This is a genomic window from Cryobacterium sinapicolor (assembly GCF_004403465.1).
Classification (GTDB): domain Bacteria; phylum Actinomycetota; class Actinomycetes; order Actinomycetales; family Microbacteriaceae; genus Cryobacterium; species Cryobacterium sinapicolor.
In genome coordinates, this window is record NZ_SOGQ01000017.1 from 1 (window position 1) to 20,626 (window position 20,626).

A 20,626-nucleotide genomic window follows, 5' to 3' on the forward strand; every position below is an offset into this window, starting at 1 on the left:
ACTGCTCGAGCAGCAACCCCAACCAGGCGCGAACTAAACCAAAAAGACCAACCCGAGGGGTCAAAATTCAATCGACGATAGAGGGTCAGTTTTTACCCGACGTTGACAGAAGGTGGCGAGGGCTGTGAGCGTTAAGACAAAGGCAATAGCGATTCCTGGTGTCATGGTGAGTCGTCCGTTCTAGTGATGGGGACATCCACGGGACTTTCGTGGCTTTTTGGTACTGGGGCGGCAACGCTTTCTCCCCTCAGCTGGGCAATATGGCTCCGGCTTCACGCTCGGCTGTGGCCGTACGCGGTTCGTTCGCACCCGTGTCGAGCCGGAACGGCGGGTACACGTCGGACATGAACGCGACGTAGGCGACGACCCGGTAGATCCAACGGTTGATGCCGATGAGCAGGTCGAACAGGGGTTGCGGGTACCGACCGGTCATGAGGAGAAATGCTCCGGCGATTACCGCGAGCACGTTGACGATTGAGAAAGCACCGCCGCTTGAACCCGTTGAGGAGGGCACAAAGGTGAGGATGTTGGCCATCACGAGGATCACGATCGCAACGTGGGGGAGGGCAAGCATCCACTTGACCACGACGAGCCCTCGAGAGAGGCGTGTCGGGTAGGCGACGTCGAAGCGGGCAGGGTATTCCGTGTCGCGCAGGGTGAACGGCGGGTAGCTGTCGGTTCCGAGGGCGGCGTAGACGTAAAACCCGACCCGCCAGTTCCACCGCAGCACCCCGACCGTGAAGTCGAAGAGCGACCGTGGGTAGCGTCCGGTGAACGCGATGACGATGCCTGACGCCAGGGTTACGAGTAGGAACGCACCGTTCAGCGCGGCCAGAATCACGAAGTGAGGGATGGCAAGCACCATCTTCACCAGCCACAACCATCGTGATGGGCTCGCATCGAACCGGCCGTGCAGCTGCACTGGTGATGTAATTTGGGTCGTCATGCTGTGATTCCTGTCAGGTTGGTTGAGTGTTTATGCGTCCCTGCCGAGCGGTCTAGCAGTCGCCGCGCCCTGCTCCGGATGACCGCCTCGGCAACAGCGAGGTTGATGACCCAGGCCGCTCCCATGAGGACGGTCCTCGAGAGCTCGTGGGTTGATCCGAAGATGATCGAGCCGGGGATGAGTACGATCGCCTGAGTTCCGGCGCCCATGCCGATCGCGTACGCCCGTGTCATCCAGTCGCCGTGCGCACTAAATTTGCGCCGTACAATGCCTCGAATGCCGAGCAGGATGCTCGCGACCATCGCGAACCCGAAGAGCAGGCGGAGAGCTTCCAGCACGTCGCCATCTCCGAGGGGGTGCGGGTAGAAGGCCGCCATCCAGATGCCGGATAGTGCTGTCAGCAGTCCGGTCGGGATGAGGACGCGGCCCGCCGCCCGGTGCCATCGGTTGGTGCGGCGTCGTCGTGCCGGAACGAACTGAAAAGCCCCGAGCAGGCTGAAGACGGTGACGCTAATGATGTGGATCAGGACGGGAATGGGGGAGTCAAGGAATCGTTCGTTGTGCACAGTCGGCGCGGCTCCGCCGGTCAGCTCGCCGAGCCGGACGGCACCGGCAAGCATGGGGATGAGGCTGAGAAGAATGAGTCCAGCGAGTGTGAGCCATGATTTTGACGCCCGGGTTGTGGCGATGTCAGCGGTCATGTTCTGTTCTCCTCCCTGGATAGATGGGTGGCGTCGCTGGCGGGCGCGTCGTCGTGCAGGATGCTGACCGAGATGAGGGGCACTCCCAGGTCATTCACGCGCCGAATCAATCCGTGCAGGGCGGCTTGATCGATGACGGGCCCGGTGAGGGTGGTGCATCCATCTGAATCGGTTATGAGAGTGAGGCCCTCGAACCATTCGCTCCACCTCGAGTCAAGCTGCCCTCCAAGGCGGATTTCGTACCGGCTCATTTCACCGCGCTGTCGAGGTGGGCCTCGTTGGCGTTCACCCGTCGCGCCGCAGTGTTCAGGCGCTGGTCGGAGAAAAGGGAGAAGCCGAGCCAAACCAGGGCGAGGCCCATGGGAACGGCGGCCATGCGTTCGAGCGCGTGGGGCAGCAGCGCACCGGCGATGGGGGTCGCGGCAGCGGCGGCGATCAGTAGGATGCCCGCTCCGCGCGATAGCAACCGGGCCCGGATGACGGCGATTCCGAAGAGCAGCGCGCCACCGATGTACAGGAGTGCGCCGACCTGCGGAAGAGCAGCGAGCGGCCCGAGGTCGGTCACGGCCGCGTACCGTCCGAACAGGCCGACGAAGTCCATGGAAATCTGGGGGGCGTCGGATACGAAGAGGGGGGCGATGAACGCTTCAGCGAAGTTGAAGGCGGACTGCAGGATGAAGAAGAAGCCAAACATCAGATACCCAATGAGCCCCAGGATCCCGAATTGCCGCACCTGCCTGAGATAGATGCCGGTAATTCCGACGAGAGCCAGCACCGCTTCGGAGAAGCTCAGGATATGCACGACCACCCACCGCTGCGTCGACAGTGAGGCGACGGCGTCGGCAGGGTGGATGAACTGGATGACGATGTAGGCCAATCCCGCGAGGGCGGCGGCGACCGCGGCCCCGCGGGTAAGGGTGGATGTCGAGATGCTCAAGGTGCGCTCCCTGTGTTTCGGTTGCCCGGACGGTTTTCCGGGCACATCCGAAAACTACGGAGCGATGTGGTGACGCGACATCACCACATCCGTGGATCGCATGGTGATTGTTGTGGAACGGGGTACCTAGATCAGGCCCCACGATTCGGCGCGGCGGACGGCGGCCGGGCGACTGCTCACGCCGAGTTTGAGGAAGATGTGTCTGGTGTGGGTCCGCATGGTGTTGAGCGAGACGTAGAGCTCGCGGGCGATCTCCGGGCCGGACAGTTCCGTGGCCAGGAGTCGGAGCACGTGCAGTTCGCGCTCGCTCAGCGTCTCGATCGGCGCACCCGGAGCGTAGGCGCCCGCGGTGTCGCGCAGGGCCTGGCTGAGTTGACGCACGAAGTCCGGGCGGATGCCCGCACCGGCGGCTGTGCGGAGGAGCGCTAGCATCGGTGCGCCCTCGTCGACGAAAAGACGGACATGGCCCTCCGGCTCGGCCCACGCGAGGGCGCGAGCCAGCGGGACGAGCGCGCGGGTTGCCTCACCCTGCGCCCCGAATGCGATTGCCTGCAGCACCAGGATTTCGCTGGCGCTCCCCATCCGCCCGCCCGCCTCGGCTGCGCGGAGCAGTCGATCGAGCAGCGCCTTCGCGTCGTTGAGGGATTCGCCCAGGGGGTCAGCGCGGTGCTCCGCGATGAGCAGCCGGGTGAGGGTTATGTGTCCGAATTCTTGGGCGTAGTCCGCGGTGTCGGCGGGCGTGAGCCTCAGCTCCTCCACCCACGCCCGTGCCTCGGGAAGGCGCCCCAGTGCGATCCACATGCGCGCCTTCATGCCCGCAATCGGGCGGACCTCGGGCAAGAATCCACTGCGGTAGTGCTGACCTGCCTGATCAAGTGACGCGAGCGCGAGATCCGGCTCGCCCTCGGCTTCGTGCACTCTCGCCATCGCCACGAACCACCGGTATCGATGCTCGTGCGAGAGGGCGCGCTCGCCGAGCTTGTGGCTTGCCTCGAGATGCTTCTTGGCGAGTGTGAGTTCATTGCGATCCCGTAGCAGGTCGCTGATGCCCGCGTGAAGGTCGGCCGTTGGCTGGCCGTCGTTGCCATGCGCGATGGACTGCTGAAGCGCATCCGCATAGTTTTTCTCGGCTTCCCGAAGCCTCCCGAGTGGCCTCAGCATGTCGGCGACCACCATGGTCGTGCTCAACGCGTCGGTCACATTGCCCGCCAAACGGAGGTTGTTCGCGGAGCCCCGGAACGTGGTCACGCCCGACTCGAGGTCCCCGCCGGCCCAGGATGCGAGGCCCAGCAGGCCTGCCGCGGCGCCTAGCCCCAGATGATCATCAGGTCTTGCGGTGTCGAACGCGCGCTGGGCATGGAGCCTGACCCCTGGCAGGTCTCCCGTGGCCAGAGCGAGGGACGCACGGTACAGCTCGATCGTGACGGGCAGGGTCTGGAGCTCCTCGCCCGGCTCGGAATCGTGCGCGGGCGCCCCGTCTTCGCTGCCGGCACCGAGGAGGTGTTCGGCCTCGGTCAGCTGGCGATCCGCGGAGGAATTGTCACCGGAAAGGAGTGAGGACCACGCGGAGAAAACCCGAAGCACTGGTCTGCGTTTCTTTGCATCATCCGGCAGCGTCGCAAGCCAGCCGAGGAGAGTCGCATCCTGTCTGCTTCTACGGACGGCGGGAATGGTGGCTTCGATCACACGCGCGGCCCGCGGGAAGTCTGCGGCCTCGAACGCGTGCTTGACCGCGTCGTCGGGAAAGTCATTCTTCTCGAACCACTCGCTAGCGAGGCGATGGAGTGCCGCCACATGCTCGGTGCCGTGCATGAGCAGCCTGGATCGGAGGACGTCCGCAAAGAGGTGGTGGTATCGGTACCACCGCCGCGTGTCATCCAGGGGAACGATGAATAGATTTGCCCGCTCCAGCGACTGCAGCATAAGGGCGCTGTCCGTGCGCCCGGTCACGGCGTCGCAGAGTGGGCCACTGAGTCGGTCAAGAATTGCGGTCTGGCAGAGGAATTCTCGGATGTGCAGTGGTGCCTGGTGGAGTACCTCTTCGATGAGGTAGTCGATGACGAACCGGTTGCTGCCGGTGAAGGCGTCTATGAAGGCGGGGATGTCTGCGGTCTCGCGCATGGAAAGCGCGGCAAGTTGAAGGCCCGCGATCCAGCCTTCGGTGCGGGTCTCGAGGGCTGCGACGTCCTCTCGTGTGAGCGCCAAGCCTGTCGAGTGCTTGAGGAACGCGGCCGCTTCATCGGGCGTGAAGCGCAGGTCGGCTGCGCGCAATTCCGTCAGGTCACCGCTCGCTCGCAGGCGCGCCAGGGGAAGAAGTGGGTCGGAGCGGCTCGCTATGGCAAGGTGCATCGTGGGAGGCAGATGGTCGAGGAGGAACGCTACGGCATCCCGGACGGATGGGTCCTCGATGAGTTGGAAGTCATCCAGAAACAGGATCGTCGGCTGTGTGTTCCGCGACATCCTATTGATGAGTGACGTGAGGGTCACTTCAGTGGACAGGCGCGGGTCGTGATCCGCCGGGCCGCCATCGGGGTAGGCCCGGTCGAGAGCCGCAGCCAGGTAGATGAGGAATCGGGCGGGGTCGTTATCGCTTTGCTCCAGGGACACCCAGGCAATTCGGACGGTCGGATCAAGCTGACGGGTCTGCGCAACCCACTCGACAAACAGTGTGGTCTTGCCAAACCCGGCCGGTGCGGAGACGAGGCTCAATCGTCGTCCCGCTCGGATTCCAGCAGTCAGCTGGTCGACGAGACGTGGACGGACGATGCTTTGGGAGCGCGGCGGCGGGACGAAGAGCTTTGTCGCCAGAACCACCATCGTCATTGTTTCATCCTAAGGAGGCACGGAGCGGGCGACCAGCACCCATCACCAGATGGCCACCGCGGCCAGTCATCAGCAGGCGGGCGCGACTATCCCAGAGGCGAGGGGCTCAGCTGAGAACAGCGTTGTCATCAGGCTCCACGACGGGCGCAACGTTCGTGGTCGGCGGGTCCTACCTACAATCCGGCTCGAACGGGGAGACGTGCCTACCCGGAGTTTGGCGCGTCGGCAGCGGTCAGCGGCATTGTGGGCTTAGCCGGGGCCGTCGATCTCCGCGCACGCGCTTCGCATGCAGGCCCGGAGCCATCGATGTGCTGGGTCTACGTGCAGCCTCGGGTGCCAGAGCATCGAAACCGTGATTTCTGGTGTGGGGATCGGGAGTAGGAACATGGACAGGTCGGCGCGCAGGTTCCTGGTGTGCCGCTCGGGAACCGTTGCGATCAGATCTGACCCACGGGCCAGGGCCAGTGCCGCTGCAAAGCCGCCGACGACGACGGTGATCTCTCGTTCCAGTCCGTACGGCTTGAGTGCTTCATCGACAGCCCCCCTTTCGCGACCTCGCCGTGAGACGCGGATGTGGCCACCGGACGCATATTGTTTGGGAGTGATTTTGCTTTGCATCAGAGGATGCCCCGTGCGGACGACGCCCACAAAGCGGTCCTTGAACAATGACTCAGCATGAAGCTCATCCCTCATGATCTGGTCTGCCACTCCGATTTCAAGGTCGACGGTACCGTCTCGCAGGGAAGCGGTCTCCTTGTCAACCTTCTGCATGAAGCGCAGCCGTACGCCCGGAGCCTTGTCGATGACACGGCGCATAAGGTCGGGGCCAAAGCTCTCGACGAAACCATCACTGGTCCGCAGGGTGAAAGTTCCGGACAGCGCACCGAGGTCGACCGTTTCAGGTGGGCCCAATAAGGCCTCAGCCTCACGCACAAGCTCCCCTACACGCTCGCCCAACTCCAGCGCGTGGGGCGTGCGCACCAGCCCACGCCCGGCCCTGACCAACAAGGGATCGCCTGTTGTCCTGCGCAATCGGGCAAGCGCTCTGCTCATCGCTGAGGGGCTGAGTCTAAGCCGTTCGGCCGCCCGGGTCACATTACCCTCCTGAAGCAGCACGTCCAGGGTAACCAAGAGATTCAAGTCTGGTCTTGCCATAGGACAAGTCTCCCATGGAAGGGCCAACTATGGCGTCAGACACATTAGTCAATTGCTTATTTTGCGTCTTCCGCCATACTCACGGGCGGCCCTACTCTGATGGAGTCCATCCAGAGTGTGCAGGGAAGCAGAGTTCACAGTGACAACCACGAGCGTCAATCAAGACAAGCCACTGCCCGGAAAACCGAGCGTAGCGCCGGCGTTTCGGTGGGCGATTCTCACCCTCTCGCTCTCCATGTTGCTACCCGCGCTGAGCACAAGCATCGTCAATGTAGCCCTGCCGAGCCTGGCGGAGGGGTTCTCTGCATCCTTCCAGCAAGTCCAATGGATTGTCCTGGCCTACCTTCTTGCCATATCCATCCTGATCGTCGGCGTCGGACGCCTCGGAGACATAGCAGGACGTCGACGCCTTTTACTGGCAGGGATCGCTGTCTTCACAGCGGCCACGTTCCTCTCCGGAGTGGCGCCGACCCTGTGGCTCCTCATTGCTGCCCGCGCAGCTCAGGGTCTCGGCGCAGCCAGCATGATGGCGCTCAGTATGGCGTTCGTAGCTGAGACGGTCCCACCGTCCCGGATCGGGAGGGCCATGGGGTTATTGGGGACAATGTCGGCGGTCGGCACCGCCCTCGGGCCGTCGCTCGGCGGCGTCTTGATCGCCGGCTTCGGCTGGAGAGCAATCTTCTTCGTCACTGCGCCGCTGGGCCTCCTGACCTTCGTTCTTGCGCGACGGTACCTGCCGGCTGACGGCCCAACACAAAAGGTTGGGCGGCTCGGCTTCGATTATGTGGGGATGTTGCTGCTCGCCCTCACGCTCGGGGCATATTTGCTCGCCGTGACCCTCGAGCACGGTGTTTTCGGAACATTGAGTCTGGTTTTGATGCTGGCTGCCGTGGTGGGGTTGGGCCTGTTTGTGCTCGTCGAGAGGCGAGTGACGTCACCGTTGGTGCGCCTGGCGAACTTCCGTGAACCCGTACTCAGCGCCGGCCTTGCGATGAGCGCGTTGGTCTCGACCGTGATGATGACAACACTTGTGGTGGGTCCATTCCATCTCTCTCGTGCGCTCGGGATCCAGACTGCACTGATCGGACTCGTGATGTCGGCCGGTCCCGTCGTCGCCGCATTAACCGGCGTCCCGGCCGGGCGGATGGTAGATCGTCTGGGCGCCCAGCGTGTGGTCTTTGTCGGGTTGATCGGCATGGTGGTTGGGTCGATTTCGATGTCTTTGGTACCGGTATCGTTCGGAATCGCGGGGTACGTCACCTCTCTCGTTGTCATCACTGCCAGCTATGCGCTGTTTCAGACGGCCAACAACACCACCGTCATGACCGGCATCCGCGCTGACCAGCGCGGTGTGATTTCCGGCATGCTCAACCTGTCGCGCAATCTCGGCCTTCTCACCGGTGCATCTGTGATGGGCGCGGTTTTCGCCTTCGCATCAGGGGCAACGGATATCACCACTGCGGCTTCAGAGGATGTCGCCACTGGTACACGTTGGGCGTTTGCGGTCGCAGCGACGCTCATCACGGTTGCGCTTGGCGTCGCTATCGGGAGCAGGAATCGTTTGTCTGCGGACCGGGACGAATAGAGGTCCGCGGTCAGCCCCGCCGGTCGCGTGTGACGCGGGGTTTTTGTCCTTGTCTGCCCGCACTACGCCGGCCGGCCGGGTAGATGCCGGGGTTGTGCGATTCGCTGTCGCGTTGGCGAATCGTATAGATAACAGGTTCCCCGTGGACCTTGATGTTGTCGCTGATGCAGGCAGTGATTGTGCGGAGGGTGAAGTCTGTCAGCAGGACGGCGACACGATCTCCGCAAATTCGGGGGTGCTGCGTGCAAGACTTACGGCGGAAGCGACATATTCATTATGTGAGCATCGCCAACACCCCAGCCAGCGCCGACGTAAGTGAGGGAGAGGCGATGCCTGAGAGCGCGGGCCCGGCCGAGACGGCCGCCGATGTCGACTGGTTCACCGTGATCGTCCGGGAGCACTCGACTGCGCTCGTGCGCTACTTCGCCCGACGCGGACCGCGTCAGGATGCCGAGGACCTGGCCGCTGAGGTCTTCGCGACAGCTTGGCGGCGCCGCGACGACCTGCCACGGGAGGCGGTGCTGCCGTGGCTGTATCGCACGGCGGGATTCACCCTCGCGAATTCGCGCAGGAAGCACATCGATCTCCCCGTCGACGCGGTGCCCGAGTCGGGTGCGGTTCGAATCGACGGCGATCCGGAACTGAACCTCCTATTCGATGCGGAACTCCGCGGTGCGCTTGAAAGCGTGGGGGAGCGAGACCGGCAGATCCTTCTCCTGCACGCGTGGGAGGGTCTCGACGGGGCCGAGCTCGCCGGCGTGCTCGGCATCTCCCGATCCGGGGCGGACGCCGCGCTGTCGCGCGCGCGCAAGCGATTGCGAGAAGCCTGGGGCGAGCGGATGTCGTTCTAGGGCTTCTGCAAGATTCGGCACGCCCCGCACATATAACAGGTGAACCGAAAAATCCGGAGGCTGATCGATATGAACGACGACGACAAACAACCAGACCCGGTTGCCCGGCTGCGTGCCGCCGACCCAGCAGGGGATGTCGAGGCGCGTACCGGGTTCGCCGACGAGGTCGTCGCGCGGATCACCGGCCTTGAGGCTGAACCGATGGGCGACTCGGCACCCGTGGCCGACCTGGCCCAGGCACGAGCAAGCCGCAGGCCCCGCTGGCTCCCGTTCGTCGCAGTCGCGGCGTCGATTGCGATCGTGGGTGGCGCGGGATACGGGATCGGAGCGACCACAGGCGGGCCGATGAGCCTCGCCGACGGCGCTGCACCGCCCATCACTCTGCAGTCCAACGGGGGCCCCGAAAGCGTCGCGCCAGGCGGAATAGAGCCAGCCGTGGGCTCTGGCGCCGCTATCGACCAGAAGATGTCTCCCTTGATTTACCCCTACGGATCCGGCCGGAACGCCTTCAGCGCCACCAGCCTTGGCACACAGGCGGGCACAGCTCAGGCCTACGCCTACGACCCCCGTTCCGCATCCAGCACAGACAAGGTCACGGCGCTGGCCGCGGCGCTCGGCATCGGGCCATCAGTCGAACTGCGCGACGGCAGCTGGGTCGCCGGCCCGCAGGACGGCAGCGCCCCGAGCCTGTCAGTGAGTCTCGACGGCATGCTGTCCTTCTACTTCCAGAACCCGGAGATGAACCCGTGGCAGTGCGAGGGCGACCAAGTCTGCGAGCCGACCGGCCAGCCGCCGAGCGAAGACGCTGCAATTGGAGCACTTCGCGCGCTCCTCGCCGCCGCGGGTCGGGACCCCGCCGCGTTCGAATTCACCTCTCAGGTGTGGGAAGGATCTCCCACACGAACCGCCGAGGCAAAACCGGTCATCGACGGGCAGCAACTCGACCAGGGGTGGGTATTGGAGATGGCAGAAGGTGGTGTCGTCAACGCTACCGGGGCCCTCTCCGACGTCGTCGCTCTGGGGATGTACCCGGTGGTCAGCGAGCAAGAGGGCTTCGAACGACTCTCAGACCCGCGGTTCAGCGGAGCACCGACGACTCTGCCGATCGCCCTCCGCGATCAGGCGTCGACGACCGAAGAGTGGGTGGCACCGACGGAACCGCCCGCAACACCAGTCGCCGGCACCTCGGTCTCATGGCCGGTGAACAAGGTCGAGATCGTTAGCGCACAGCTCGGTCTCACCAGCCAGTGGCAGCCGGACGGGAGCGTCCTGGTAGTCCCCGCCTACGCGTTCACGGATGCCGAGGGCGGCACCTGGTCGGTTCTCGCCGTCGAGGAATCGATGCTCGACTTCCGGGCTTTCTAGACCACCCTTTGAGCGCCGGGCGGCATCTGGACCAATCTGCAGCGGTACGGGGATTCCGAATTTCTCGCTGAAACGAAGCATCGCTATCCGGCGAAGACCACGGCGCAGGGGGCTGCGACTGACGAGCTTGCGCCTCCCTGTCTCCTAGGGTCCTATAACCGTTGCGGTCTCCACAGTGGTGCTTATCCTCGTTTTTGCCGTGGTGGCGCCGACGCGCGTGTCTCCCAGCTGCCGTGCAGGGCATGATCCCGTCGCAGCGGTGCTGGTGATCGTATGACTCGGCCAGATGCTGGGCGTCCAGCACTGCGGGATCGATGCGTCCATCCGGGACGGTGTCCCTGGCCATCGTGATCGTGAGCGACCAGCCCGACGGCTATGACAGCAGGCTCGCGGCCCACGGACGAGGCAAAACGATCTCGGATGAGAGCACCATGTCACGAATCAGAGTATCGGGAGGCCCTCAGCGGGCGAGGTGTCTCCGACAATCACGGTGGTGTCCTGATTCTTCCCCGCGCGCTTGGACCGGTACATCGCCTCATCGGCTTGCTCGAGTAACAGGTCGGGAGGAATGTGGTCGGGGACTCCGCCGAGATACAGGATGGTGCCGATACTCCCGGTGACCCGTTTTTGGCTCGCGCGCCCGGTGAGCGGCTCGCGGAGGACGGCATGCAGCCGTTGGACGACACGGTCAACCTCCTCGGGTTTTACATCCTCGCAGAGGACCACGAATTCGTCCCCCCCGAGTCGCCCTACGAGGTCACCATGACGCACGACCGATGACAGCCTGGATCCAATCTCGCTTAGCACGCTGTCGCCGGTGGCATGTCCCAGTTCATCGTTGATGAGTTTGAAACCGTCGAGATCGATCAGGAGAAGTGCGATCGAACGGCGGTTGAGTCGCGAGAGGGTCACCGCGTCGCTGAGGCGTTTGTGAATGAGGCGACGGGAGGCAAGGCCCGTGAGCTGGTCGATGAGCGTTAGTTGTTCCAGTTGTTGGTGGAGATGGATGCGCGTGAGCACCTGGGCGGACTGACGTGCGAGCGCTTCGTATAGCCCGATGTCGTCTGCTTCGAAGCTTCGTGACCGTGTGAAGGTACTGATCAGGACACCGAGCGGCGATGCTTCATCCGACAACGGTACAGACACGAGTGTCTCCACCTGGGCGCTTCGCATCACTTCGGCGAGCCCTGATGACTCGGCCACAAGATCAGCGCGCGAAAGAATCCTCGTGCCCTCCATGCGGGCCAGTTCCCCGGCCGGCCCGTCGCCGGACAGATCGAGCAGTCCCAGAGCGGGATTCCCCGCTGTCAAGTCCAACTTCCCCTCAGCGTTCAGGAGGTACATCGAGACGTTAGACGCAGCGAACGCTTCACGGGTGATTTTTGTCAACTGATTTGACAGCGCGCTGTCGGTAGTGGCTTCGGACAACACTCTCGATGCGTTCTGCAGAACCCTTATCCGAGTTTCCGAAGCCTCCGCCTTGCGTTGGGCTGCGAGGAGCTCGCGCTCGTACATCTGACGCTCACTAGCATCGAAGACGGCCGTCCGGATGGTGGCGGGTTCTCCATTTCCAGCGGTGGTCACGGTGCTGTTGATCATCATCGGCAGCGCGGTGCCGTTCGCGTGCCGGAACGACACCGCCACCTCTTTCACTTCACCTCGAAGGTGAAGCACCGAGAGATATCGTGTCTCGAACATCAACTGGCTGCCAGGTCGGAGGAACGAGACGAACGCATGACCGACGAGCTCCGCGTGCTGATACCCCGTCCACTTCAGCAGAGTCTTGTTGACTCGGATGATGATGCCGTCGATCGTTGTGGAGAGGTGCCCGCACGGCGCGTACTCATAGAGGTCCTCGAATAAGCTCTCGACCGCACGTTCGCCGCCGTCACTCATTTCAGGTAGGCAAGGATGGCATCCGCTAGAGCGTCAGGTGCCGACAGATTAGGGATGTGGCCGCTGGCAGCGAGAGTGACCAAAGAGCTCCCTGCTATCTGCTGGTGAACGTAGCGCGCCACGCCGGCGGGGGCGACGATGTCGGCGGAGCATTCAAGGATCAGAGTCGGCGTTGAGACCAGGGAGAGGTCCTCCCGATTGTCGGAAAGGAACGTGACACGAGCGAAATGGCGGGCGATCGTCGGGTCGGTGCTGCAGAAGTTCTCCGTCAGCTCATTTCCCAACTCCGGTCGGTCCGAGTTGCCCATCATCAGTGGTGCCATGGTCGACGACCAGCCGAAATAGTTCGAATCGAGATCATCCAACATTGAGTTGATGTCCTCGATCTCGAATCCGCCCTCATAGCCCGGCGCATTGATGTATCGAGGGGACGGGGTGACCAGTACGAGAGCGCCGAAGCGGGACGGGTCACGGTTCGCGGCGAGCACGCCGATCATTCCGCTAACAGAGTGGCCGACGTACACCACGTCGGTCACGTCCAGCTCATCAAGGATCTCGAGCAGGTCGTCCGCGTACCCGAGCAACGAGTCATACTTCCAAAAGCTGTAGGCAGACGCATCGGAACTTCCTGCTCCAACGTGGTCGAACACAATGACCTTGTAGTCCGCGAGGAAGGCCGGCGTCACAAATCGCCATGCGCTTTGATTGCACCCGAAGCCGTGTGCGAACACGATTGCACGGCCGTCCGGGTTGCCACTCACCGTCACATTGTTGCGCCGCGAGACCGCCGAGAGCACGTCACTGGCAGCAGTCGTCGGCTCGGTGGAGGGTGGCCCAGCTTCGATAAGCATGCGTGCGGCCTTCGCTGTTCGGTAGCCCGGCTGACAGCGTGTGTCCCGTGGCTTTGCGTCCCCGGCTCGCGCCGAGTTTGCCTGCATGATGAGCAAACGCCCATACTCCGCCTGACTCTATCAGGGGACCCAATCACACTGACCGCCAAGGGGTTCGACACCAGATGTGTCGATTCCGGGCGCTGCTCAGGTGCGGGGATTTCATGCCACGTTCGCTCGCGCTGCGGGAGATCGGCGATGACCGCAGGCCGGGTGTAGCAAGAGGATAATTCGGGAAGGCGGCTCTGTCACACGGGTTGTCACGCCACATGTTCGGTGTGGCGTTTATCTCTGCCGTTTTCTAGGAGTACCCATGTCCGCACGACCCTGGCTCATCACCGCAGCTCTCACGGTGGCCGCCATCACCCTTGTCGGCTGCGCCCAGCCCGCGACGGAGGCGAGCGTGCCACCGGCGGCGGAGCCGGTGCACTGGTCGTACGACGGCGCGAGCGGCCCGGCATCGTGGGCGGAGCTGGACCCCGGCTTCGTGGCCTGCGGCGTGGGCACCGCCCAGTCCCCGATCGACCTGCCCACGACTGTGCCCGCACCGAGCTCGGTCATCCAGCTGAGCGCGGAAGACGCGGAGGCCGATGTGTTCGACACCGGGCACGCGGTGGAATTCGAGGCCGACGGCGAGGGCGAGACGCTGACTTTTGCCGGGGTCGAGTACAGCCTGCAGCAGCTGCACGCTCACGTGCCGTCGGAGCACACCGTGAACGGCCAGCCGGCGGCGGCCGAGCTGCACCTGGTGCATGCGGATTCGGCAGGCAAACTGCTGGTGCTGGGCATCCTCGTGACCGAGGGGCCGGAATCCGATGCCCTGGCGCCGTTCATCGACGCGGCCACGCATCTGGCTGACGACGAGGACGTGACAATGGATATCGCGGCCGTGCTGCCGCGGTCACTGGAGAACTACGAGTACTCGGGCAGCCTGACCACACCGCCGTGCACCGAGGACGTGCAGTGGGTCGTGATGAGCACGCCGATCTCGATGTCGGCGGAGCAGATCGGCATTCTCGAGGGCGCACATAGTCATAACGCCCGGCCGACGCAGCCGCTGGGGGGCCGGGATGTGGTTGGCGGATCCGCGGAGCTCGGGGTCGAGGGGTAGCGGTCGGGTCGCGCCGGGCCGGCGCGCCGGGGTTTCCGGACCCGTCCCAATGTGCCGGGGCCCCGAACTCACAAGATGCGTTTGTGGGCAAGATACAGTTTGCCAGCGGCATGGCTGCGCGCCGACAGGCTTGGCGGCCGACGACAAAATCGGGAGGAACGCACACTGCTAGGTTTGCGTCATGGACGAAATTTCAGTCCGCGACGAAATCGCAGCCTTCGTCGCCGAGCGTGATTGGGCGCAGTTCCACAGCCCCGAGAACCTGGCGAAGAGCATCGCCATCGAAGCCGGTGAACTACTCGAGTGCTATCAGTGGAACGCGGATGCCGACGCCGCCCGGGTCCACGATGAGCTTGCGGACGTGCTCACCTATTGCATCCTGCTGGCCGACCGCCTCGGAGTCGATCCGAACCAGATCGTTCTCGACAAACTGGCGAAAACCCGCGAGAAGTATCCAGTCGACAAAGCCCGGGGGCGCAGCGTCAAATATGACGCACTTTGAGATCGAGCTGCTCGCCTTCACGAAAGAAGCGATCCGGGCCTGGGCGCCGCGCGACCACCGCAACACGAACTGGCCGGTCGTGTACGTTCTGGATGATGCCAAAGCCGGCGGCAAGCCCGCGGTCCGGGGTGGGCTGAACGACGTCTACGTGGGTGAGTCTCGTAATGCGGCGGGCCGCATGCGCCAACACTTCGAGTCGTCCGAGAAGCAGCACCTGAGCACGGTCCGGGTCATCGTTGACGCCACGTTCAACAAATCGGTCTGCCTCGACTTGGAGTCTTACCTGATTCGGATGCTCGCAGGCGACGGTTTCTACCGCGTGCTGAACCGCAACGACGGAATCACCGAGGCGGACTACTACGACCGCGGTCGGTACCGCGAGACCTTCCGGGAGGTGTTCGACGAACTCCGGCGAGACGGAGTCTTCACCCGGAGCATTCCGGAGATCGAAAACAGCGACCTCTTCAAGCTGTCACCATTCAAGGCGTTGTCACAGGACCAGGCCGTCGCCGTAGACGGCATTCTCGAGGGGCTCTTCGAAGATCTGGAGGCCGGCACCGACAGCACGATCGTCGTGCAGGGTGACCCGGGCACCGGTAAGACCGTGGTCGCCATCTACCTGCTCAAGCTGCTCGTCGACATTGCTGCTTCGGCGCCCGGCGACGAGGTGGACAGCGATTCGCTGTTCTCCGAGTTCCTCGTGCCGGGCTATCGGGAATTGCTCACCGACATTCGGATCGGCCTGGTGGTGCCGCAGCAGTCCCTCCGCGAGTCGATCAAGAAGGTGTTTCGCAAGACGCCCGGGCTGCGGCCGGACATGGTCATGACCGCGTTCGAGGTTGGTTTCGCCGATGAAGACTTCGACCTGCTCATTGTTGACGAATCCCATCGGCTGAATCAACGAGCCAATCAACCCTCTGGTGTCCAAAACAGGAACTTCAGCCTCATCACCCAGGAGCTCTTCGGGAGCGACGACAAGACCAAGACTCAGCTGGATTGGATCACGGCGAAGAGCAGACATCAGATCTTCCTGCTGGACGCGGCGCAGAGCGTGCGCCCGGCCGACGTGCCGGCAGAACTGCTGAACAGCCTCGTTCTCGACGCGCGCCTCACGAAACGTCACTATCCGCTGATGTCACAAATGCGAGTTCAGGCGGGTTCGGACTATGTCGGCTACGTCAGGCGCATCCTCGACGCGACGACCGCGATCAGCAGGCCGCAAGCCGTGGGTCCCGAGGTTTTCGAGGGCTACGACTTTCGGCTGTTCGACAGCCTTGTGGAGATGCGCGCGGAGATCCGTCGCAGGGATGCCGAGGTCGGCCTCTCACGCTTGCTCGCCGGCTACGCGTGGGCCTGGAAGACCAAGACCGACAAGACCGCGTTTGACATTGAGGTCGGCGACTGTCAGTTGCGCTGGAACAGCACGCAGACCGACTGGATTGCCTCACCGAAGTCCGTGGACGAAGTGGGCTCGATCCATACCGTGCAGGGGTATGACCTCAATTACGCCGGCGTGATCATCGGCCCGGACCTTCGCTACGACGCCAGGGTGAGCAAGCTGGTCATCGATCGGGGCTCGTACTTCGACAAGAAGGGCAAGGAGAACAATCCTGTGCTTGGCAAGATCTACACGGACGACGATCTCCTGCGCTTTATCACCAACATCTACGCGGTTCTACTGACGCGCGGCATTCGGGGGACCTATGTGTACGTTTGCGATCCGGAGCTTCGCGCCTATCTGCGGAAATTCATTCCGAGCACTGTTTAACTGGAACTTGCTGGTTCCCCGTTCTGGGGTGTTCGCCGGGTGATCGGCCAATCCCTGCCTCCAGTACGTTTCAAATAGGCGTGTCTGCACTCTCGTCGAGCGCTTTGAAATGGGGGATCAGATGATGAAACTTGGAAAGAAGAAACCGGAGCCGGCGAAGACCCTTATCGACGGCCCATCGACCGCCGAAAAGAAGGGCGCCAAGCTGAATCTCAGTACCTGGATCCTCGGCGGGTTGGTCGCTTTCTTCGCTCTGATGTACGCCATCCTCGGTGGATTCCCCGCAATTCTCGTCATCCTGGGAATGGCTGCCCTCGTGACGGGTGTGTACGCGATCTCTGGTCGCCGACCGTGGGCATCCGTATCAGCCCGCAAGACAACTGCGATCGCGGTGGCTGCCAGCCTGATCCTCTTCATCTCAGGTGGGGTCGCTGCTGCGGCGCCCGGCGCAGTTGATACTGCTGTTGCCGAGCAGCCCACGGCTAGCGCGATACCGAGTGCGACCCCAAGCCCAACCCCTACCCCGACCAGATCACCGGGAACGGAATTCTCCGAAGAAGCACCGGTTGACCCCTCGACCGTCTCCGCTCCGACTGAGGTCGCATCAGTCGTCACCGCTGACACCAGCTCTACCGACACCACGGCGCTTGCGCTTCTGGCAACCATCCCCGTCAAAGGCAAGGCAGCGAAGACCGGCTACGAGCGCACCGGCATGTTCGGCTCCGCCTGGATCGACGTGGACCGCAACGGATGCGACACCCGTAACGACATCCTCGCTCGAGACTTGAGCCCTACGACCAAGTCGGGGACCTGTCGAGTGATGACCGGTTACCTCGTCTCGCCGTACACCGCCACGCCAATCGCCTTCGTTCGGGGTCAGGACACGTCAGCGTTGGTCCAGATCGATCATGTAGTCGCTCTCTCGAATGCGTGGCAGACGGGCGCTCAGCAGCTCACTCAGGCTCAACGCGTTTCTTTGGCGAACGATCCCATGAATCTCCTCGCCGTCGATGGTCGCTCCAACGCGCAAAAGGGCGATGGCGATACCGCCACCTGGTTGCCGTCGAACAAAGCAATCCGCTGTGGCTACGTCGCACGTCAGGTGTCCGTCAAAGCAACGTATGGTCTGTGGGTCACTCAGGCTGAGCACGACGCTATGACCAGCATCCTCGGCCCCTGCAGTGGTGAGATGGCACTGACCTCCTCGTTCACGCCGGCACCAGCTCCGGTTGTTATTGCCCCGCCGGCACCGGCACCGGCTCCGGCTCCTGCACCCGCTCCGGCTCCTGCTCCTGCACCTGCACCTGCACCTGTCGGGGTCACCTACGCGAACTGCGACGCTGTGCGCGCTGCGGGAGCGGCACCGCTGTACGCGGGAGAACCGGGTTACGCACCCAAACTCGACCGCGACGGTGACGGCATCGGCTGCGATACCTGATGAATCACTGACTTCTGTCGAAACGGCTCTGGTGACTGAATTCGCGCCTTGGGCTGGAGCCGATCTGAAGAGGCCAGAGGCGGGGCACGTCCGTGTTAGCGGCTGACCACATGAGTGTGCGGCAGGTCCCCGAACGCGACGTTCTGCTCAATGTCCAGGGTCAGCGCGTCATCCGCAAACTCGAGCGTGTACGTGCGCGAGAAGGGCGTTCCCACGTCGTGCGCCCGCACGACCAGAGTGCCGGGGGAGACCCACGCGCCGCTCGCCAGCACCCGGGCATCTGCGGACGCCAACCACTCGCCGTACCCGAAGGCCAGCGGCGTGCTCACACCGCCACGGATGATCGTGAGCAGACCCGGCTCGAGAGTCGCCGCGGTCACCTCCGGATCGTCGAAGTCGAAGCGGATGCCGGCCGCCCGCGCCGCCGTCGGTGACGTGACGTCGCCGGTGACGGTCGGCATGGCGAGGGACGTCAGCGTTCCGCCCAGACCGGACTGCGTCTCGGGGAGTGGCTGGTCGCTGAAAGCGGGCAACAGGTGCTCCCAGACGAGGTCGAGGGCGCGCTGCGCGGTCGGGAGCGCCGAGGTCAGCAGGATCACGGCATCCGTTTCTGGCAGCACCAGGCAGAACTGGCCGAAGGCACCCTCGGCCCGGTAGCCGGTCGGCTGGTTCAACCAGAACTGGTAGCCGTAGCCCTGGCGGCCGTCGACGTCGTGGTCGGTGCCCGATGTGTCCACCTGCGCCGAGGTGGCCTCGTCGATCCACTCCGCCGGAACGAGTTGCGTGCCGTTCCACTCGCCGCGTTGCAGCAGCAGCTGGCCGAAGGTCGCGAGCTGCTCGGTCGTGAGGGCGAGCCCCCAGCCGCCGGCATCGATTCCGCGCGGGCAGCTCTCCCAGGTGGCGCCGACGATGCCGAGCGGCTCGAACAGTCGAGGGGTGAGGTAGTCGAGCAAGCGCTCTCCGGTGAGCCGCTGCAGGATCGCCGAAAGCAGGTAGCTCGCGCCACTGTTATAGACGTAGTGGGTGCCCGGCGTGAACTCGAGGGGCTGGGCCAGGATGGTGCGCGCCCAGTTGTCGCCGGGCGAGTCGTCGGCGAGCGACACGGTGTCGGTCGGATGCCCCGTGGTCATAGTGAGCAGGTGGCGCACGTTCAGAACCGCCAGATGGGGGTCGATCTGGGCGGGCAGGTCCTCGGGGAGCAGGTCGACGACGAGGCCGTCGAGCGTGAGCAGTCCCTCACGGATGGCCAGCCCGACGGCGGTCGAGGTGAAGCTCTTGCTCACCGAGAACATGAGGTGCGGATGTTGCGCCGCGAAGGGATACCACCAGCCCTCAGCGATGACGCGGCCGTGTCGAACGACCATCAGGCTGTGCAGGCTCTCGAGCAGTAGCTCCGCCCCGGCGACGAAATCGAGAATGGCGGTGGAGGAGATTCCCTCGGCTTCGGGGGTGCTGCGCGGGAGCGGGGTCATGGTCCAATTCTGCAGGATGCGATGTGTTGGCTCTATCCGGCAGCCGCTCAGACCCTAACTGGGGTATGTACAGTCCGGACCCCTATTGACAGGCTCTTCAAGATCTCGCCACCGACACCTAGCGGCGGCCTGGTCTTGCTCGGAGGAACTTGCACCTTCGAGAAACCCGACTAGCTAAAGGCCACTGTCTTGATTCCTGTCAAATTTCGTGTTGGTGCGATCACAGCCCTGAGCGCCATTATTCTCGCTGTGTGCGTTTCACCTGCTTCTGCCGCCACTAACTCGCTCACGATCACCCCCACCGAGTGGAACGTCGTCGGGTTGGACAGCAACAGTGTTACGTCAGGGCCCAACCAGTTTTCGGTTGGTGCCAAGGTATGCAACGTAACCGGCGTGGCGGTTACCGGTGTTGACGTGTCATGGAATTGGACGACTGCCAATACCTACATCAATCTCGACAGCACTGCGACGAAAAATCTTCCCTCTATCGCTGCCAATTCGTGTACCAAGCTATGGTGGACGGTCGAGATCACACGCAATGCGGCGGCCTACAACGCCAAACGCGGCTTCACGATTTCGGCTGCGGCCGCGGGAGTCACCACCGTGAGCACCCCGACGACACGCGAGATTTACGTAGAGAAGCTCGTCTCTCAAAACCGCAACGCAGTGACCTCGGTGACGGGACCGACAAATGTTGTTGTCGGTCAAACAGTCAGCTACTCGCTGACGGGAAAGACTGCCACGCAGGGTTACGAGCAACTGTCCGCTGGGCCCTCGCTTGACGGCACCATTTTTGAAATCCTGTCCGTGATTGGCACCTATACGCAGCCAGAAACAGGTGCCGGCGGGCCGCCGACCGCCGGTTTCTACGCTGACGCCTGCACATGGGACCCGGTTACGACGAGTGGGTCCTATCGGTCCTGTTTAGGGACGGGCAAGGCAGGCGGCAACTCGATTGTGGTCACGGTCACGGCCTTAGTAAAAGCTCCAGGTACCGGTCTCGTCAATGCAAACATCTACGACTATTCGGGCTCCTCATACCACTACAACTCCGATCTCGGAACGTATACCAAGTCCGTCACCGCCACGAACCCGGTGGTTCCGTCTTCGCCGGTGGCTGTTGATGATGGGCCGTTTGCGGTGACGTCTGGGGTGGCCCGGATGGTTGATGTTCCGGCGAATGACA

16 protein-coding genes and 1 riboswitch are annotated in these 20,626 nt (G+C 63.3%); of the genes, 8 read left to right on the top strand and 8 right to left on the bottom strand.

What is annotated here, in order from left to right; translation table 11 throughout:
* Window positions 1–247: 247 nt before the first annotated feature.
* From E3T28_RS03825 to E3T28_RS03850, 5 genes are all read right to left on the bottom strand, one after another.
* Entirely contained in the window at window positions 248–946 is a 699-nt protein-coding gene (locus E3T28_RS03825) for a DUF4389 domain-containing protein (RefSeq protein WP_134428122.1), read from the bottom strand.
* Window positions 943–1,647 carry a DUF2306 domain-containing protein gene (locus E3T28_RS03830; RefSeq protein WP_134428124.1) on the bottom strand — a complete coding sequence of 235 codons (705 nt, stop codon included), beginning with the start codon at window positions 1,645–1,647 and terminating at the stop codon, window positions 943–945. The genes E3T28_RS03825 and E3T28_RS03830 overlap by 4 nt, the downstream gene beginning before the upstream one ends.
* A 247-nt stretch (window positions 1,648–1,894) precedes the next feature.
* Window positions 1,895–2,584 (bottom strand): hypothetical protein, encoded by a 690-nt coding sequence (locus E3T28_RS03840; RefSeq protein WP_134428128.1) that lies wholly within the window; start codon window positions 2,582–2,584, stop codon window positions 1,895–1,897.
* A 126-nt stretch (window positions 2,585–2,710) separates the two neighbouring features.
* Complete coding sequence (locus E3T28_RS03845; RefSeq protein ID WP_134428130.1) at window positions 2,711–5,407, bottom strand: winged helix-turn-helix domain-containing protein; 2,697 nt, start codon at window positions 5,405–5,407, stop codon at window positions 2,711–2,713.
* 249 nt (window positions 5,408–5,656) lie between these two features.
* A complete protein-coding gene (locus E3T28_RS03850) occupies window positions 5,657–6,562 on the bottom strand; it encodes a LysR family transcriptional regulator (protein ID WP_134428132.1) in 906 nt (301 codons plus the stop codon).
* A 139-nt stretch (window positions 6,563–6,701) separates the two neighbouring features.
* Here E3T28_RS03850 and E3T28_RS03855 point away from each other — a divergent pair, with 139 nt between their 5' ends.
* The 3 genes from E3T28_RS03855 (at window position 6,702) to E3T28_RS03865 (ending at window position 10,363) form a co-directional block, all read left to right on the top strand.
* Complete coding sequence (locus tag E3T28_RS03855) at window positions 6,702–8,147, top strand: MFS transporter (protein WP_198417148.1); 1,446 nt, start codon at window positions 6,702–6,704, stop codon at window positions 8,145–8,147.
* 329 nt (window positions 8,148–8,476) lie between these two features.
* Entirely contained in the window at window positions 8,477–8,998 is a 522-nt protein-coding gene (locus E3T28_RS03860; protein WP_134428134.1) for an RNA polymerase sigma factor, read from the top strand.
* A gap of 69 nt (window positions 8,999–9,067) precedes the next feature.
* Complete coding sequence (locus E3T28_RS03865) at window positions 9,068–10,363, top strand: hypothetical protein (RefSeq protein WP_134428136.1); 1,296 nt, start codon at window positions 9,068–9,070, stop codon at window positions 10,361–10,363.
* A 441-nt stretch (window positions 10,364–10,804) separates the two neighbouring features.
* Here the strand turns inward: E3T28_RS03865 and E3T28_RS03870 are convergent, their stop codons facing one another.
* A complete protein-coding gene (locus E3T28_RS03870) occupies window positions 10,805–12,259 on the bottom strand; it encodes a diguanylate cyclase domain-containing protein (protein ID WP_134428138.1) in 1,455 nt (484 codons plus the stop codon).
* Window positions 12,256–13,056, bottom strand: a complete 801-nt coding sequence (locus E3T28_RS03875; RefSeq protein ID WP_174843993.1) for an alpha/beta fold hydrolase — start codon at window positions 13,054–13,056, stop codon at window positions 12,256–12,258. The genes E3T28_RS03870 and E3T28_RS03875 overlap by 4 nt, the downstream gene beginning before the upstream one ends.
* Window positions 13,057–13,127: 71 nt before the next feature.
* Window positions 13,128–13,202: riboswitch (cyclic di-GMP riboswitch) on the bottom strand.
* 260 nt (window positions 13,203–13,462) lie between these two features.
* Between E3T28_RS03875 and E3T28_RS03880 the strand changes: the two genes are divergently transcribed.
* The 4 genes from E3T28_RS03880 to E3T28_RS03895 all read left to right on the top strand — a co-directional run bounded on the left by E3T28_RS03880 (window position 13,463) and on the right by E3T28_RS03895 (window position 17,968).
* The gene (locus E3T28_RS03880; protein ID WP_134428142.1) at window positions 13,463–14,260 is read left to right on the top strand and encodes a carbonic anhydrase; all 798 of its coding nucleotides are present in this window, start codon (window positions 13,463–13,465) and stop codon (window positions 14,258–14,260) included.
* Between the two features lie 181 nt (window positions 14,261–14,441).
* Window positions 14,442–14,762: a nucleotide pyrophosphohydrolase gene (locus E3T28_RS03885; protein ID WP_134393607.1), complete on the top strand. Its 321-nt coding sequence runs from the start codon at window positions 14,442–14,444 to the stop codon at window positions 14,760–14,762.
* Window positions 14,749–16,530: a DUF2075 domain-containing protein gene (locus E3T28_RS03890; RefSeq protein ID WP_134428144.1), complete on the top strand. Its 1,782-nt coding sequence runs from the start codon at window positions 14,749–14,751 to the stop codon at window positions 16,528–16,530. The genes E3T28_RS03885 and E3T28_RS03890 overlap by 14 nt, the downstream gene beginning before the upstream one ends.
* Window positions 16,531–16,651: 121 nt before the next feature.
* On the top strand, window positions 16,652–17,968 hold the full coding sequence (locus E3T28_RS03895; RefSeq protein WP_241979152.1) for a GmrSD restriction endonuclease domain-containing protein: 1,317 nt from the start codon (window positions 16,652–16,654) through the stop codon (window positions 17,966–17,968).
* 95 nt (window positions 17,969–18,063) lie between these two features.
* Here the strand turns inward: E3T28_RS03895 and E3T28_RS03900 are convergent, their stop codons facing one another.
* Window positions 18,064–19,440 (bottom strand): serine hydrolase domain-containing protein, encoded by a 1,377-nt coding sequence (locus tag E3T28_RS03900; RefSeq protein ID WP_134428146.1) that lies wholly within the window; start codon window positions 19,438–19,440, stop codon window positions 18,064–18,066.
* Window positions 19,441–19,629: 189 nt separating this feature from the next.
* On the opposite strand from E3T28_RS03900, the gene E3T28_RS03905 reads away from it, so the two are divergent.
* Window positions 19,630–20,626, top strand: a 997-nt coding sequence (locus E3T28_RS03905) for a hypothetical protein (RefSeq protein ID WP_198417149.1), incomplete at its 3' end; no start/stop codon positions are given.

Coding starts and splice junctions, on each gene's coding strand:
- E3T28_RS03880 (WP_134428142.1), top strand. CDS start 13,463: ATGTCCGCACGACCCTGGCTCATCACCGCAGCTCTCACGGTGGCCGCC.
- E3T28_RS03890 (WP_134428144.1), top strand. CDS start 14,749: ATGACGCACTTTGAGATCGAGCTGCTCGCCTTCACGAAAGAAGCGATC.
- E3T28_RS03860 (WP_134428134.1), top strand. CDS start 8,477: ATGCCTGAGAGCGCGGGCCCGGCCGAGACGGCCGCCGATGTCGACTGG.
- E3T28_RS03850 (WP_134428132.1), bottom strand. CDS start 6,562: ATGGCAAGACCAGACTTGAATCTCTTGGTTACCCTGGACGTGCTGCTT.
- E3T28_RS03885 (WP_134393607.1), top strand. CDS start 14,442: ATGGACGAAATTTCAGTCCGCGACGAAATCGCAGCCTTCGTCGCCGAG.
- E3T28_RS03825 (WP_134428122.1), bottom strand. CDS start 946: ATGACGACCCAAATTACATCACCAGTGCAGCTGCACGGCCGGTTCGAT.
- E3T28_RS03865 (WP_134428136.1), top strand. CDS start 9,068: ATGAACGACGACGACAAACAACCAGACCCGGTTGCCCGGCTGCGTGCC.
- E3T28_RS03900 (WP_134428146.1), bottom strand. CDS start 19,440: ATGACCCCGCTCCCGCGCAGCACCCCCGAAGCCGAGGGAATCTCCTCC.
- E3T28_RS03895 (WP_241979152.1), top strand. CDS start 16,652: ATGATGAAACTTGGAAAGAAGAAACCGGAGCCGGCGAAGACCCTTATC.
- E3T28_RS03870 (WP_134428138.1), bottom strand. CDS start 12,259: ATGAGTGACGGCGGCGAACGTGCGGTCGAGAGCTTATTCGAGGACCTC.
- E3T28_RS03845 (WP_134428130.1), bottom strand. CDS start 5,407: ATGACGATGGTGGTTCTGGCGACAAAGCTCTTCGTCCCGCCGCCGCGC.
- E3T28_RS03830 (WP_134428124.1), bottom strand. CDS start 1,647: ATGACCGCTGACATCGCCACAACCCGGGCGTCAAAATCATGGCTCACA.